Origin of the sequence: Petrotoga sp. HWHPT.55.6.3, from assembly GCF_002895495.1 — a bacterium.
In the GTDB taxonomy this organism is placed as follows: domain Bacteria; phylum Thermotogota; class Thermotogae; order Petrotogales; family Petrotogaceae; genus Petrotoga; species Petrotoga mobilis.
Window position 1 is genome coordinate 1 of the sequence record NZ_AZRJ01000002.1, and the last position, 17,088, is coordinate 17,088.

Below are 17,088 nucleotides of genomic sequence, written 5' to 3' on the forward strand. Positions count from 1 at the left end.
CCCTTCGCCCCGCTCCCCACCCATAAGGATAAAGGAATCTTGGGTCCTTTGTTCCACTCCCACCCATGAGGATAAAAGAATTTTAACCCATTTGACCCGAAGCCCACTCATTTAGTACAAGTAGACATCTACAGTTTCCTCTTTATTGAGTCCTTCTTTGTTAGCATCTATTTTAATATAACCGTCGGCATAAACAAATGTAGATATCATTGCTGATTCACCGACTAATGGCTCCGCAATGTAATTTTTTTCAGCATTTTCAATCAATCGAACTGGAATGTACTCTTCTCTTCCTTTATCTGAATCCAAATTTCTACTTAACTTTGCTTTAATATTACATTTTATTCTTTTTTCTTTTATACCCATTATCTTCTCTACCAATGGTTTAACAATCACTTGGGTAATGATAAAGGATGATGAAGGGTGGCCAGGTAAGCCTAAAATAGGTTTACCTTCAACTACTGCAAAAATTGTAGGTTTACCGGGCTTGATCGTAATTCCTTGAGACAATACACCAGGTTTCCCCAAAGAATTCAAAACTTCGACCGTCATGTCTTTGACTCCTACAGAACTACCTCCTGAGATCAGGATCAAGTCACAATCTAAATTGTTTTTTATACTCTCCCTCAAAAAATCAAATTTATCTGGAATTATCCCAACGTATCTAACTTCTGCACCTATTTCTTCTAATGTTGTTCCTATTGTGTAACTATTTATATCCCTGATTTCACTGACTCCAGGAACGCTTTCAGGGGAGACTAACTCGTCTCCTGTTGCAATTACAGCTACTTTTGGCTTTTTATAAACTTCAACATCAGTTATTCCAAGGCCTGCTAGAGCTCCCACATCCTGTGGCCTGATCTGATGGTATTTATTTAAAATTACCTTCCCTTTAGGAATATCTTCACCCTTATAAATTACGTTTTCACCAACTCCAACAGAACGATTGATTTCAATCATTTTTTCGCCAACGTAATCAACGTATTCTATCATAATGACTGCATTTGATCCTTCTGGCAACATTCCACCCGTCGGAATTTTTACAGCTTCACCAGCTTCTACCATTATCTTTGTTTCTTGCCCCATGAACACTTCACCTTTAACGTTCAAATAGATAGGCATACTTTCCGAGGCACCAAAAGTATCCTCCGCTTTCACAGCGAAACCATCAACAGTTGATCGGCTAAAAGGTGGAAGATCGATGGGAGAAAATAAATCCTGGGCTAAAATTCTCCCATTGGACTCTTTAAAGTTTATCGTTTCTGATGGCAATAAACCAATATTTATATTTTTATTCACAATTTCCCAAAACATTTCTGGGGTATTTAAATCCAAGAATTCAGACATACTTAGCCTCCGTCTTTATTTGAATAAACCAAGCTGGCAGTACCGAACTTTGATGTTTTGATCATCCAACAATTTCCCAAATTTAGGTAATTTGATATTCAATGCCTTACAGATAGCGTGTGCATTAAAACAACTCACTTGTTCAAAATTAATCTTGAATTTCATACTGTTTCCGTCTTTGATTAATTCTTCAAGGTTTTCTTTATCGATTATAATATCGGCTTTACTTTTGGCTTTGGTCGCTGATTCTTTTTCTTGTGTATCATCAGAATCAATGTAAAAAACCAAAGTTGGTCTAATAAAATCTAGGATACTGTTTCCTTCAATTATCAAATATTCTATATCCTCATCTAAGAGCTTGCGTGCCCTTCTATAACCTTCCAACAATCCCTGATAATTTGTTTTTAGTAAGATTACATTTTGGGCTCCAGATTCTTTAAAAAACGCCGTATCTTTCCCTTTCTCACTAATAATTGAAGGATCAGCTGTAACTTCTATTTCCTCATTAGTTTTATGGATAGATGTTTTTATCACTCCAACGTGACAGTTTAAATTCTTTACCATTTGTGAAATTAAAGTAGATTTACCGACATTGCTCGATTTTCCACCAACAACAATGGTAACCAAAAAAAATCACTCCCATCTTAGTAAACATGCACTGCAGAAGCTTTGAATGTAACAAAAATCTTTTTATTTTCTACTAAATTCAACTCTTTCAACGATTGCCTAGTTATGTACACCACCAAAGGAATACCGATATCCACAGTAATATGAACTACTGATAATTGTTCATCAATCCGCTTTATCACTCCAGGGAAAACATTCCTAGCACTTGAATCAAAAGGATTTGTAGATAACAATATATCTTCTGGTCTGACAGAGATATTAACGTTCCCCATCTTTTCAGAGGCTACACTTATTTTCAATCCATTCACAGAAACATAGGTGCCAGAATCATCTTTTATTATTTCTCCTCGAAAAATATTTCTAACCCCTGTGAATCGAGCAACAAAATCAGAATTCGGTTTGTTGAACACATCTTTTGAATCTCCATCTTGAATGATCTTCCCGTCTTTCATTATAGCGATTTTATCCGCTAAAGAAAATGCTTCATTAAAATCATGTGTTACATGAATTGTAGTAGTCTTGAGCTGTTTATGTAAGTTCTTCAAATCTTCTATAAATTTTTCTTTTGTTTGAGGATCTAATGCACTTAAAGGTTCATCTAACAGCAAAATTTGTGGAGAAGTGATTAAAGCTCGTGCAAGAGCTACTCTTTGCTTCTCTCCTCCACTTAGATTCTTCGTTTTCCTTGTGAGTAAATGTTCTATGTGAAAAAGCTCTACTATGTTGTTTAACAGAGATCTTATTTCATCTTTTTTAATTCTCCTCGATTTTAATCCAAAAACAATATTCTCTTCCACATTTAGATGTGGAAAGAGCATATAATCCTGATAAACCATTCCAACATTTCTCTCTTCAGGAGGTAAATGTGTAATTCTTTTCTCTCCGATAAAAACATCACCAAAGTCAGGTTTTATTAAACCTGCTATAATCTCAAGAATCACTGTTTTACCTACACCTGTTGGCCCCAAAATTACAAAATACTCGTTATCTTCGATATTCAAATTGATATCTTCTAAAGAAAACTTTTTAAATCTCTTAGATATATTCACGATTTTAATCAAGCTCGTTTTCCTTCTCTCTACCTTCTATTGAATTCTTTCTGTTTATGAGTGTTAAAAAGATAAACACAATGAGACTTGTTATCACCATAATGGCTGCAACGGGGCTTGAATACTTCAATCCAAATGAAGTAAATCTCTCGTAGATAAGTACCGACGCCGTCATTGGATGATAAGCTAATATAATAACCGCACCAAATTCAGATAATCCTCTTGCCCACATCATAAGTGAACCAGAGATTAAATGGTTAAAATTCAAAGGTAGCGATACTCTGAAGAAAGTTCTCGCAGGGGATGAGCCCAAACTTCTAGCAACCTTTTCAAGTTTAACATCAATAGATCTGAACCCTTCTTTAACTTCATTCACCAAAAAAGGCATACTGACAAACATCATCGCAACAACTATTCCTGCAAATTCGCCAACGAACTCTATTCCAAATATCGAGAAAAATCTTCCCAGAAAAAATCTACTACCAAAAACCGTTAAAAGCGCTATTCCTGCTGCTGTATGTGGTATTATAACGGGGATATCTATCAAACTTTCTACAAAAGACTTACCAAAAAAATCTTTACGAGCAAGCAAGTAAGCCAAAGGTACCCCCAACAATATAGAAATTAAAGTTGCAACTAACGATGCACTGAAAGTAAGCAATATGGAACTGTATACTTCTTCTTCCTTTACAGTGTCGATAAGAACTTTCGGCTCAACTCCAAAAATAAGCTTAGCCACAGGGGCCGCTATGAAAAACAACAATAGTATCCCCAAAAAACTAAGTATTAATTCGAACCATGCTTTTTTAATCATTCGCTCCACCTTTTAAGAAATCTTGAAGCTCCTGGGGAGCTTTTTCTATGTTTACACCTTCTGGGGGATTAATTGACGGTTGCCCGTTTTCTTCCATAATGGCTCGGCCTTGTGGACCAATGACGAATTTGATGAAGGCAATTGCTCCCTGTAGATTTGGAGCATTATTGGGAATGGTTAGAGCATATACCATAGGTTGCCCTATTTGTGTTATCATCTCACCTGGCTCTTTGCCCGTTACATCAAAAGAAGCAGTTGCATAAAAATCGGCATACTTTGTACTTTTCAAATTAATTTGTTCTGGTAATTCTACATAGGGCATTCGATGTTGCAATGCCACAGATTTGTAGATGAAAATATAATCCAGTTCTCCTGCCTCTAATAGTGCGATTAAATCTGTTTCTTTTGGTCTAACGTTTTTTGGTGGACAGTTATCAGCAAGTTTTTTATATAGACTATCCACTTTATAATATTTTTCTGCCAATTTCCAAACAATCTGGCTTCTGTATCCACAAGGATCAGCATTTGGATCCGAATGACCGTACTCAACATCAGGACGCAAAAGAATCTCATACCAATTGTCAGAATTAATCTCATCTTTGTAACGAGAATCTTCTGTGTACATTATCACCATCTCGTTGTTGGCAAAATTTATGTACCATTCTGTATACTCTGGGATCATCAGATTTTCGATGACCGTATAATCCGCAGAACCTATAACGTCCGCTTCTCTTCCAAGATCGGTAACCTTTCTAACAGCTTCTCTACTTCCGGCTGCTTCCCTAATAACATCTGTTCCAGGATACTGACTTTCAAAGGCTTTTTCAATTTGTGCAAAGGGAACGCTTAAAGATCCCGCATGGAAAACTACAATCTCTCCAGTTATATCTTCAGCCATCATCAACGTCCCAAATAAAAAAACAAACAGTATAACCGTGTACTTATAATAGCTTTTCATTATTTTCTCCCCTTTCTCTAAATTTTTTATTTGAGTTTATAAACTCTAAAACTTACTTTAGCAACCCTTTAATGTGCAATCAACCTAGAAAATTTAGGAAAGGAGAGCAGCTTAAAAAATAAATGACATAGTAAAATAAAAAAACCGGCGTGTGAAGACACCGGTTCATAATGTGTCTCCTTTCCTAATGCGGGAGGCATAGAAGTTTCCTTCTATACCCTATCGTCTAAGTCACCATAGAATGAATTCTTTAGGTAACATAGATCGAAGACATTATAAAATGTATATGAAAAAAATTGTTTTCAAAAGAACTTAAATTTTAAAGTTATATATTCACAACTTCTCTCGTAGGAGCCTTAAACATCGAATAACTTAACGCACCTTTTATTGCTTCATTCAATAGATGGCTTATATCCCATTGATTTTTCATCGCTGCCAAATAAACTCCAGGATTTAGGACGCCTCCAACAAAGATAAAACCAACAAGTTTGCCATCTTTTACCAGAATTTTGTGGTAACTTCTACCTTCTTTTTCCTTATAAACATCGTAAGCATCTTCTTTACTAATACCTCCGGTGAAAACAACTTCTCCAAATAAATTTACTATGTTTCTAGATACTTCTTTGGGATATTTCCAAGAATACCCCGCCATATTGGTGGCAGCTATCCTTGCTTGTTCCATCGCAACAGGCCACAAGGCATGCATTTCATACTCATCTGAAATTAAGTCTATGGATTCAGTCACATCCCCTGCTGCATAAACATCCTTAACAGATGTTTCCATATATTCGTTTACCAAGATGCCAGTGTGACATTTGATAGGTGTTTTTTCGAGAAAATCTATACTTGGTCTGACTCCTTTTCCCACAACAACACAACTGCCTTGAATTACTTTGCCTGATGCAAGAAAGATGTTTGCGTGATCTCCTTCTTCTTGAACCTTAGTTATACTTTCACCCGTGATTAACTCCATTCCGCTTTCTATAGCTCTTTCAGCAATAATATCCGAACCTTCTTCATCAACGATCTGAGATAACATTCTACGCGATCTTATAACAAAAGTAGCAGGTATATTTAGTTCCGCTAGGGCATCAGCAATCTCAGAATTAACTAATCCTGCACCAGAAAGTATTACTCTTTTAACGTCACTTTTTTTCAACTTATCTTTCAATTTATCCATATCTGAAAGGTTTCGCACTGTTAGAACTAGCGGGGATCCTTCTAATTCCATATCTGGAACATACGGTTCTGCTCCAGTTGCTATCAACAATTTATCGAAGGAAAATGTTTGGTTTTGTACAGTTTCTACCTTTTTTCTTTCAACATCAATGTTGACAACCCTTTGCCCTAGTAGAAGTTTAGCCTTAGATGGATGGGGAAGAAACAGATAATCTCTTTTCTTTAATTTATTCGATAATAAATAAGGTAAAGACATTTTACTGTAGGGGAATACTTCTTCAGCGGATAATATAGTAATTTCCCCTCGAGGATCCAGAGATTCTAATGTTCGAGCAGCATTTAAGCCAGCTGCACTAGCTCCAACAATAACGTATCTCATTTTGAAATCTGGACCTCCAATTCTTTAAGTTTTTCTTCTGTGGGAACACTGTCTTTATCCCATCCTCTTAACTGATAGTATTCATCCAACATCTTTCCAAGATCCTCTACATGGCCTTTTGAAGGACCCGTTTTGATTGGTTCATTTAATATTCTTGGAGGTAAGGTATCATCCTGTCTTGTAAAACCAGCTTTAAGATTGAAAAGCTTTTCAATATTCCAAATTCTTTCTCCAATTTTCATGAACTCTTGGGCATCTATTGAAAAACCTGTTGCAGTTGACACCATCTCGGCTAACTCATTAGCACTGAGACCAAAAGTCGTGAACAAACATATTCCAGAAGAATCAAGTGCACCGGTTAAATCTTGTAAGGTTTTAATTATAGCCGCTTTGCCTTCATAAGCGTACTGATCAGCATCTCCCAATACCTCTACGGCTGTTCCATATCCTCTGACGTGGCAAGCACCACGATTGCTAGTTGCATATTCTAAACCCATACCTTTGATAGCCCTTGGATCGTAAGCTGGGAACTCCTGTTTCTTTGCCGACATGGAAAGTTCCGGATGACCATAATGCTCTGCTAAGCGATAGGAACCTTGAGCTAATAATTTCCCAAAATTTCCTTCTTGCTTGCATGCCAATTCCACGGCTTTTAACATAGCTTCTGCTGAACCAAATCTAAGTTCAAAAGGGGCATCTTCCTTGGGCATATATCCTTTTTCGTACAATTCCATGGCACAGGCGACAGTTGAACCCATAGCGATAGTATCGATTCCATATTTATCACAAAGATGATTTGCACTTATCACTGCATCAAGGTCTGAAACACCACACATTGCACCAAACGACCAAACTGATTCGTATTCTGGACCTCCTCCAATAGTTCCTTTATACGGTCCACTTTTTACTACCGTTACCCTACCACAAGCTATTGGACACTCGGCACATCCTTCATTTCTAATTAAATTTTTCTCCCTTAGAGTTTCTCCACTAATTTTATTTGCCTCTGGGAAAAAAGCATCTTGGGCATTACGAGTGGGGAACCCACCAACACCATTGATAACATTCACCAACATTGCGGTACCTAACATAGCAGCCCCTTGACCTGCAAAGGCATCTTTGCTTAAAATATCTCTAGCCTTATAAACTGCTTTCATAAAAGCTTCAGGATCAGCCACTGGAGTATCTTCATTCCCTCTAACGGCTATACCTTTTAGATTCTTACTTCCAACTGCGGCGCCAACACCGGTTCTTCCAGAAGCCCTATGACCATTGAACATTACGCTAGAGATAGGAGATAATTTCTCACCAGCCGGTCCAATCGTCATGGTTTCAGCCAAGGGATGTGTTTGCTCTCTTATCAATTCGTCACTTTCGTCAGCCAATTTCCCCCATATTTCCTTTGCGGATCTGAATTCTACTTTACCTTTGTTAATCCATATATATACAGGTTCGGCTGATTTTCCTTCAACAACGATCATATCGTATCCTGTGTGTTTCAAAGCGGGGCCAAAATGTCCACCTGCATTAGAGCACGCAATAGCTCCATTCAAAGGGCCTTTTGTGATTACCATAGTTCTTCCAGAAGAAGGAGCTAATGTTCCATCTAAAGGACCAGTGGCAAAAATGACCTTGTTTTCTTCAGAGAGAGGATCTACTTTCGGATCGATTTCTTCCAACAACAAACGAGTCCCATACCCTCTGCCCCCTAAATATTTCTGAGCCCACTCTTCATTCAATGGTTCACTTTTTACTTCTTTGGTTGTTAAGTTAACTCTCAATAATTTACCTTTGAATCCACCTTTTATCATTTTAAGCTCCCCCCTTTACTAAATCTTTTGCGATTTCTTTAAGGCGGGTGGCAGTTTCCCTTACTTTCACATTTGTGATATCTTCTACTTCTTCGTAAGACAAAGCTCCTGGATAGCACACTTTAATACACGCTGGATCCCCACCACAGTTATCACATTTTATTACCTCTTTCCCTGTGTGATCCAATTTTATGGAACCCCACGGGCATGCTACGATGCACTGTTTACATCCGATACATTTTTCCTTGTTAAGTTCTACCACCCCTGTTTCAGGGTTCTTAGTCAGAGCGGAAGTAGGGCATACTTCTTCACAATATGCTCTCTCACACTGCAGACAAACACTTGGGACGAAGGTTAAATCTTCCCAAAACTCGTTCACTTTGATTCGAGAGTCAAGGGGGTTAAACTTTCCCGTATGCTCAAAAGAACAAGCATACTCACATGCCCTACATCCCGTGCATTTTGCCTGATCCAACATCAATACTTTCATGCACACTCCTCCTTTCAATATTTTAAAATGTTAACTGAACTACAGTTAACTAAAAAAAAAGAAAACTTTGTTACATTCAAACTCCTATTTTTGAAAAATTTATATTGTTGTTATTTTAACTCTTATGTAAAAAAAAGTCAATTTGATTTATTGGCAATTAGAAGCGTTTAGGGACGATTATTTTCAATTAGAAGGCAAATTCTTGCAAATAAGCGCTTTTCTTAATCTTATCTTGAAGAGCAAGGATTAATAGAGGAATGAAATTTCTATTTTTTCATCGAAGGTTCACCATCTGTCTTTTTCTTTTACATATTTAATTCAGGTAGATGCGATTGAATAATCGCATCTACCTGAGAAGTTCACCTTATTACAGAGACTCCTGAAAAATTCTTTGTAAAACTTCATCATTAACTGGAATAGGTGCCAAGGGTAGCATAAGTTTTCCCGCAATTGAGGTTTTAGCCTGTTCTACTAACTTGGATATATCCTTTTCCGAAAAGTACTTCCCCATACTTGTAGGCTGTCCAACCATGGATAACCACTCTTTTATTCGTTCGGCAGCAAAGCTATCCTCACCAGGAAGGCCTCGAAGCTCAGGCACAATTGGGTGATATATATCAGCCAGAACCTCAGGTACAGCGTGATAAATTTCTTTGACCACAGCTGGCAGAAGAATCCCAAGTCCTTCCCCATGAGTTACTTCTGGGTTGATGGCGCTCATGGCGTGCTCCAATACATGAGTTATGTGTAAGAGACCAATATCAAATGAAATTCCAGCAATAGCAGAAGCATACATCAACCAATAACGCGCAACGAGATTCTTTGGTTCAACAATTGCCTGAGGCAAATATTTGGACACTAGTCGAATAGCTTCACGAGCTAAAGCTATCGAGTAAGGGTTTGTAGTAATCGTTGTTGCCGCTTCTGTGGCATGATTTATGGCATCAATGCTTGTTGATATAGTTTGTTTGAGAGGCAGAGATAAAGTAAGCTGTGGATCGTCAATGGAATAAGTGGGATAAATGTGAGGAGAATTGATAGCCGGCTTATCATCTCCGTCAGATTGAGCTACAGCAAATGCATCTGTTTCACTACCGGTTCCATGAGCTGTATTAATGACCACAATGGGCAAAGCTCCAGTAATCGGTTCTCCTTTTTCGTAAAAGTCAACTGCTTTTTTCCCAGAGTGATACATCAGCACTGCTACAGTTTTGGCCGTATCTATAACCGAACCTCCTCCAATTGCCAAAACTGCGGTGGCTTGCATCTTCTCCCCCACCTGTGCAGCCTCCTCACAGTTATCATAAGTGGGGTTAGGCCGGACACCACTGTAATGCTCAAAACCCTCCGCTTCTTTATTCAGCACAGGTTCTACAATATCCCATGCTCCGCAAGCTTTGTAAGCAACATTATCTGTTACGACCAATATTTTGCCATGACCACTGTTCCGCAAATTTTTAACAATGTCCTCAATCTTGTTGATCGCTCCAACACCAAAATAGGTAACAGGCCGAGCAGGTTGCAACGCGAAAACTTTGTTGATATCAATCTTGTTTTCGTTAAAATTCATAATACACCTCCTCTCATTCTCAAAATACTCTCTTTAGAAACTCTAAAACACTCACTACATCATGGTTTTAAAAAATAACTTTTTACAAAATACCTCCTTTTTCCTTATACGCTCTTATTCAATATTTGAAACTCTTTTTTACTAATTCTCTGAAAAGCAAGGCATTTTATCGTATTCTCAAACCCTCATAAAAACCATCTCCTTTTTCATAATTTTTTCTATTTCTAAAGTGTCTATTCTCAAAATGTAGTGTCTTCAGAAACTCTAAAAACACTTATCATTTCGTTTTTAAAAAACGATTTTTTCAAAACGCCCATTTTTCACCTTCTGTGCTTTCATTCAGTATTTGGAGTTCTTTTTTATATTGCTATTCTTTCTCACCATTGATAAACTTGCTTTAACTCAACCTTCATTATCTACTATTTTCGTGATAGAACCTATTTTAACTCTTATGTAAAAAAAAGTCAATTTGATTTATTGGCAATTAGAAGCGTTTAGGGACGATTATTTTCAATTAGAAGGCAAATTCTTGCAAATAAGCGCTTTTCTTAATCTTATCTTGAAAAACAAGGATTAATAGAGGAATGAAAGTTCTTATTTTTCATTGAAGGTTAATTATTTCAAGGGAATAATCTTTTAAATCTATGAGTAGTAACTTGTTGTCGAGGGTATCTTTTCTTCCAATTATTACTTTAATTGTTTCTATTACTTGAAGGGATGCCATAATCGATACTACAGGTGAGATAACAGAGACCTTTTCTTGTGTTGTATCAATTTCTCCGAATATATCTTTTAAAGACGAAGTTTTACCTGGGATTATGGTTGTCAATTGACCATACCATTGATTAACGCCTGCATGAATATAAGGTACGTTGGATTCCCAAGCAAGTTGTTCAAGAATATATCTCGTTTCGAAATTATCAAGAGCGTCTAATATGACGTTCACATCTTTGGGTATTTTACTCTCTTTTGAAATTTTTTCTACCTTTGTTTCTATTTTCGTAGGCAAGTTAAAAGATTCAAGAATTTTTTTAGCTTGATCAACTTTGTATTCACCAATGCTATCCACGCCATATAAAACTTGACGGTTTAGGTTAGAAGGTTCAACCTTATCATAATCCACCAAATATATTTTTTTTACACCAACCCTTTGTAACTCCAAAGCCTGATGAGTTCCAAGACCTCCAGCACCACCAATATAAACAACAGCTTGTTTTAACTTTAAAGACTCCTCTTTTGAGAACAACCCTTTTTGTCTTTCCAAGTAATCCATATCATCCTCCTCCAGAAGGGGGAAAAATTGTTATTTCATCTTTATTTTCTACCAACGTATCCAATCCTTGTAAATGGCGAATATTTCTTCCATTTAATAATACTATTGTACCGCTTTTAAGTTCCCCGTTTTCTAGTAGTTTTCTACTAAAGTAATTATCAAACTCTTGATCCAATAATTTTATTATTTCTTTAACAGATTTCGATCCTGATAATTGGTAATCGACTTCATCCTTTTTCAAGTCAAGCTTTATTAGGGAAAAGAATTTTATTTTCAAATCTTTTCACTCCTTTCCAGATTCATTTCCAATTTTTCAATATCTTCCTTATAATTTATATTGAAAAACAGTTTTTCGGGTTCTCCAATTTCTCTTATAATGGTTTCTTTTATTATTCTAACCTTTACTTTGGGGAAAAAACTCTTCAACTTTAATTGATCATTTTTTAGTGAAGCATTGATAAAAGGCAAACATTTTTTGCTATAAACAGCGGCAAGTGGCTCAAGGTAAGAGTTGTACTCGGGCACAAGAACGTCATAATCTTTCTTCTGTAAGTTTACAAATTCAAAAAATTCACTTGTCAAAAAAGGCATATCACAGGCTGTCAAAAAGTTGTAGTCGCTATCAGAACAGGTTAAACCCGTAAGCAACCCGCCTAATGGGCCTTTATTTGGTATTATATCCTCACAAAAAAATACATCTTGCAAAAAAACATACTCTTTTACGTTGCCTATTATGTATACTTTTTCAAATGCATTTTTTAGACCTTCAACAATCTGTTCTATCAAAGGTCTTCCGTTGATTGTTTCCATTGCTTTATTAGTCCCAAATCTGCTACTCTTGCCTCCTGATAGAAGTAAAGCGTTCATCAATTAAAACCTCTCTTCTTGAAACTCTTTTTTCAACTTTTTCTAACTTAACTGGGGTTATTTTTAATTCGGGTATCTTTGCTTTTAAATCATAAACACGATTGGTAAGTTTATTGGCTGGACTTTCCGCATAGTGAAAAGGCATGAAAAGTTGGCCAGGTTGAACTCTTTGTCCAACCTTTGCATAGGTTTCAACCGTTCCTTGAGGCGAAGTTATCCTAACTCTATCTTTATCTTTGATCCCCAATTTTTTTGCATCTTCTATGTTTATTTCGACATAAGAGTCTGGTTCATGCTTGTCAATAGGATAGGATCGCCTGGTCATAGTACCTGTATGGAAATGGTATAACATCCTTCCTGTCATTAAGGTAAAATTGTACTTTTCATCGGCTTCTTTTTCTGGAGGAGCAAACTCAACTGGAAAAAACTTGCCTTTCCCACGAGAAAAACCATCCTTATGCAAATATTTTGTACCTGGATGATTAACATCAGGGCAAGGCCATTGCAAACCACCTTTTTCCAATCTTTCATAACTTATTCCGCCGTATAATTTTGATACTTGTGCGATCTCATCCATAATTTCAGAAGGAGAATTATATTTCATTTCATAACCCATTTTATTAGCCAATTTAGTTAATATCTCCCAATCTGCTTTAGCCCTTCCAGGAGAGTTGACCGCTTTTCTCACCCTTTGTATGCGTCGTTCGGTATTTGTAAACGTACCCTCTTTTTCAGCAAACGACGCCGCTGGCAAAACTACATCTGCAAATTGTGCAGTTTCAGTCAAGAATATATCCTGCACTATTAAAAAATCCAAACTTTCTAGAGCTTTTTTAACATGGTCTTGATCTGGATCAGACAAAAAAGGATTCTCACCCATTATGTAGAGAGCCTTTATCTTTTTACCAGCTTCTTCAAACATTTCTGTTAAAGTCAATCCTTCTCTATCAGTTAATTTTACACCCCAATAATTCTCAAACTTTTCTTTAATTTTGGGATCACTGACTTTTTGATAACCAGGATAAACATCAGGTAAAGCCCCTACATCACAAGCACCTTGCACGTTGTTTTGTCCCCTTAATGGATTGACTCCTGTGCTTTCAAAACCAACGTTCCCAGTTAAGAGTGCAAGATTCGTAAGAGAAAGTACGTTGTTAGTTCCGTATTTATGTTGAGTTATTCCCATTGCAAAATATATTGCTGCTTTTTCGGCTAAACCAAACATTTTTGCAGCTTCGATTATCTTATCTGCTGGCACACCTGTAATCTGGGATACTTTAGATGGTGTATAACCTTCTATTACTTTTATATAACTTTCAAATCCTTCCGTTCTTTCTTCAATGAATTTTTTATCAAGTAACCCTTCCTGGACGATAACATTCATCATTCCATTTATTAAAGCCACATCTGTTCCAGGCTTGTGATGTAATGAAATGTCAGCAATTTCAGAAAGTTCTATCTTCCGAGGATCTGCTACTATTAAATGGGTCCCGTTTTTCTTCGCCTTTTTTATCTTGCTTCCAATTACCGGATGATTCTCCATTGGATTTGAACCTATAACAAATATTACATCACTTCCCTCTATTTCTGATATAGAGTTGGTCATGGCTCCCGAACCAAATGCCATCCCTAATCCAACAACAGTGGAGGCATGACAAAGTCTGGCACAGTGATCTACAGAATTTGTACCAATTACTGCCCTCATAAATTTCTGCATAATATAGTTTTCTTCATTTGTACATTTTGCTGAGCTCAACCCACCTATTGAATCACTTCCATACTTTCCTCTTATATTCAATAGTTTTTCTGCAACATAATCTAATGCTTCTTCCCAACTAACTTTTTCAAAATGTCCATTTCTCTTTATCAAAGGGTCAGTCAATCTATCCGTGTGATTGACAAAATCATAACCAAAACGGCCTTTCACACAGCTTTCTCCATGGGGGTTTGGAGAGTTTTCGTTGTAAACCGAACCAACTTGAATTATTTTATTGTTTTTGGTTCTTAATTCCAATTGACAACCAACCCCACAGTAAGGACAGGTCGTTATAGTTTTATTAAATTCGTAATAACGCCCCTTCCCTTTGGAAGGAATATAAGTAAGAGCCCCTGTTGGGCACATTTCAACGCATTGCCCACAAAAGACGCATGGAGAATCTTTCCCTCCCAGATCTTCATCAAATGGAGGGCTAACTTTAGTTTCAAAACCTCTATTGACAAAATCCAATGCGTTACACATTTGAATCTCTTTACATGTTCGTACACATTTACCACAAAGTATGCATTTGTCTGGATCAAGCTGTATAAATTCATTCTGAGCTTTTATCTCAAAACGTGGGAGTTTCTTTGTTCCGAAGGTGGATTCTTTAATTCCATATTCGTAAGCTAAATCCTGAAGGACACAGTTTCCATTAGCTTCACATGTCATACAATCCATTGGATGATCAGAAACTAGTAAATCTACAACCGTCTTTCTAGCCTCGATAACCCGTTCACTATCCGTTAAAACCTTCATCCCATCAGTTACTGGTGTAACACAAGAGGCAACTAATTTACGATTATTTTCCAATTCTACCAAACACATTCTACAAGAACCTACATCGGATAAATGTGGACTATGACATATGGTAGGAATATAGATACCGTTTTGTTTTGCAACCTGGAGTATAGTTTGGCCTGGTTCAGCTTCGTAATCATTATGATTTATAGTAACTACCAAAACATAAGACCCCTTTCATTATTAAATTTACGAAAAATTCAATATCAAAAAATCATATTCTTAGCGGTGAAAATATTTACAACAACTTCTTCATCTACTAGTTGAAGTTTATCTGTAATATTATATCTCGTTATTCCTTTTGAAGAGTAAGAAATATAAAGATATCCATTTTTACAATCCATACTTAAAATTGGAAGATCTAAATCTATGATTCTATTTAAATCAAAATTTGACAGATCAACGATCGCCAATTGAGAGCCTATAGAATAAAATATATATTTATCATTCAGAGCAATTATATCGGGCGAATAATCAAAGCTAAAATAATTGATAATGTTAAAATTTACGTCTGTCCTAAATACCCCTTTTTCTGTTAAAAGGATAAATCCATCAGAAATTGAATGAATTTGTTCAATATGATCTTTGGAATAAAATTTAAAACTACTCTTTCCCGTTAAAAAGTTAAACTCTGTTATCTTATCTTCCTCAGCTATATACGCAAAGTTATCAATAATTTCTATATCTTGAGCCATTCCTACAAACACCTTTGTTCCATCAAAGAAAGAATATATATTCTCTTGGGCAATAACGAATACACCTTCTTGTGTTTCTTTTATACCTACAATGTTTTCAGGAAAACTTTTGGTAATTGTATTCGTAGCATCATAGAAATTAACTACATTTTCATTGAGTTCGTAAAAGCCCTTCTCGCCTTTTATCAAATCCCCAATATATCTTTTCTCCCATAACTTTTCTTTTTGTTTATCTATATAAACTATCTTTCCACCCTCATCAATTAATACTCCTGATTCTAATGTGACAAACTCATCAATTGAGTCAACTGTATTAATATACTTAAGTAATTTTTTAGTATTTAGGTCATAAATATACAGCCCGTCTTCGTTATTCGTTAAGTATATATACCCGTCATTTATCATAATATTTGGTCTAGAAAATTGTCCAGTAATAATTTCTTGAGTTTCTAATGATTCCAAACTTCTTTTATATACACCGTTATTCGTAGAAAAATAAAGCAAATCATCTGCTAAATGTATAGAAAAAGCATCTTCATCCCATATATACAATGGTTTCACATCATGTTTTTTTGTCGTGGTCAAATCTTTTGTTTCAAATATTTGTATACCCATTAAATCGTCGTTCACTACAAAAAAATCCTTACTCAAACTAATCATTCTAGGTGAAACCAACTGATCATAATGATTAATTTCTTCAACTGTTCGATCTTCTTTGACTTCATAAATCTTCATCCCTAAACCTGGACCAATAACAAATAAATACTTTTCAAACATTTCAACTTGGGTTACCATGCCCCGTAAACGAATATGTTCTTTCAATCTTATATACACCTTATCTTTCAAATCGAAGCTTATCAAGCCATTTTCACCATCCGCAACAAATAATAATTCTCCATTCGTTGCAACGGATAAAGAATCACCAAATGTGGAGTAAGAGTTTAATAAAGTTACTTTTTGGGGATCTGAAAAATCATAAATTTTCAATCCCTCTCTGTCAACAAGATAAAGATAATCTTCATAAATTTGAGCATCGTTAACATAACTACCGGTTGTTACTGAAGCAATTATTTCTTTCTTTTCAACATCGAAAACATAAAATCCTTCGTAACCTCCTATTATTACTCCGTATTTGGCATTTACTGTTGAAATAGGAATTTTTTCTTGAACAATCGGATTAGTAACCTCTTCTACTTGAGTACTACTCCCCTGAACAGACCTTTCTTTTGCAATTTGGATGTAAAATATTACAACCGAAGTCATTATCAAAATTAAAACAATTAAAAAGCCTAAAATAGTATAATTCTTAATAATTTTGCGCACGGGTTACACCCCAATATGTTATAATTTTAATATAATTATAACATAATTTTTTTCGTATATTCTTTAGCCCAGAGACAACTTTTTTTCTAAATACTTTTATGATATAATTTTTTAGAAATTTATTGAATTATAACTAACCATTTTAGAAA

At 35.9% G+C, this 17,088-nt stretch carries 14 protein-coding genes and 1 riboswitch; all 14 genes read right to left on the minus strand.

The annotated features are described in order from the left end of the window. Window positions 1–111 precede the first annotated feature (111 nt). A complete protein-coding gene (gene glp / locus X926_RS00470; RefSeq protein ID WP_103064548.1) occupies window positions 112–1,347 on the minus strand; it encodes a gephyrin-like molybdotransferase Glp in 1,236 nt (411 codons plus the stop codon). A gap of 15 nt (window positions 1,348–1,362) precedes the next feature. After that, window positions 1,363–1,974 (minus strand): hypothetical protein, encoded by a 612-nt coding sequence (locus X926_RS00475; RefSeq protein ID WP_103064549.1) that lies wholly within the window; start codon window positions 1,972–1,974, stop codon window positions 1,363–1,365. A gap of 17 nt (window positions 1,975–1,991) precedes the next feature. Then, the gene (wtpC, locus tag X926_RS00480) at window positions 1,992–3,035 is read right to left on the minus strand and encodes a tungstate ABC transporter ATP-binding protein WtpC (RefSeq protein ID WP_103064550.1); all 1,044 of its coding nucleotides are present in this window, start codon (window positions 3,033–3,035) and stop codon (window positions 1,992–1,994) included. Continuing rightward, entirely contained in the window at window positions 3,028–3,837 is an 810-nt protein-coding gene (locus tag X926_RS00485) for an ABC transporter permease (protein WP_012208227.1), read from the minus strand. Before X926_RS00485 ends, wtpC begins: the two co-directional genes overlap by 8 nt. Further along, window positions 3,830–4,795, minus strand: a complete 966-nt coding sequence (gene wtpA, locus X926_RS00490; protein WP_103064551.1) for a tungstate ABC transporter substrate-binding protein WtpA — start codon at window positions 4,793–4,795, stop codon at window positions 3,830–3,832. Before wtpA ends, X926_RS00485 begins: the two co-directional genes overlap by 8 nt. Window positions 4,796–4,955: 160 nt before the next feature. Further along, window positions 4,956–5,077, minus strand: a riboswitch (molybdenum cofactor riboswitch). A gap of 43 nt (window positions 5,078–5,120) precedes the next feature. After that, window positions 5,121–6,353, minus strand: a complete 1,233-nt coding sequence (locus X926_RS00495; protein ID WP_103064552.1) for an NAD(P)/FAD-dependent oxidoreductase — start codon at window positions 6,351–6,353, stop codon at window positions 5,121–5,123. Further along, on the minus strand, window positions 6,350–8,164 hold the full coding sequence (locus X926_RS00500) for an aldehyde ferredoxin oxidoreductase family protein (protein ID WP_103064553.1): 1,815 nt from the start codon (window positions 8,162–8,164) through the stop codon (window positions 6,350–6,352). The genes X926_RS00495 and X926_RS00500 overlap by 4 nt, the downstream gene beginning before the upstream one ends. A gap of 1 nt (window position 8,165) precedes the next feature. Then, window positions 8,166–8,654, minus strand: a complete 489-nt coding sequence (locus X926_RS00505) for a 4Fe-4S dicluster domain-containing protein (protein ID WP_012208231.1) — start codon at window positions 8,652–8,654, stop codon at window positions 8,166–8,168. 367 nt (window positions 8,655–9,021) lie between these two features. Continuing rightward, the gene (locus tag X926_RS00510; RefSeq protein ID WP_103064554.1) at window positions 9,022–10,224 is read right to left on the minus strand and encodes an iron-containing alcohol dehydrogenase; all 1,203 of its coding nucleotides are present in this window, start codon (window positions 10,222–10,224) and stop codon (window positions 9,022–9,024) included. Window positions 10,225–10,825: 601 nt separating this feature from the next. Next, the gene (locus X926_RS00515) at window positions 10,826–11,497 is read right to left on the minus strand and encodes a HesA/MoeB/ThiF family protein (RefSeq protein WP_012208232.1); all 672 of its coding nucleotides are present in this window, start codon (window positions 11,495–11,497) and stop codon (window positions 10,826–10,828) included. 1 nt (window position 11,498) lies between these two features. After that, window positions 11,499–11,774, minus strand: coding sequence for a MoaD family protein (locus X926_RS00520; RefSeq protein ID WP_012208233.1), 276 nt, complete (start codon window positions 11,772–11,774; stop codon window positions 11,499–11,501). Beyond that, entirely contained in the window at window positions 11,771–12,364 is a 594-nt protein-coding gene (locus X926_RS00525; protein ID WP_103064555.1) for a molybdenum cofactor guanylyltransferase, read from the minus strand. Before X926_RS00525 ends, X926_RS00520 begins: the two co-directional genes overlap by 4 nt. After that, complete coding sequence (fdhF, locus tag X926_RS00530) at window positions 12,330–15,083, minus strand: formate dehydrogenase subunit alpha (protein WP_103064556.1); 2,754 nt, start codon at window positions 15,081–15,083, stop codon at window positions 12,330–12,332. Before fdhF ends, X926_RS00525 begins: the two co-directional genes overlap by 35 nt. A 44-nt stretch (window positions 15,084–15,127) precedes the next feature. Then, window positions 15,128–16,939 (minus strand): LVIVD repeat-containing protein, encoded by a 1,812-nt coding sequence (locus X926_RS00535; protein ID WP_103064557.1) that lies wholly within the window; start codon window positions 16,937–16,939, stop codon window positions 15,128–15,130. Window positions 16,940–17,088 lie beyond the last annotated feature (149 nt).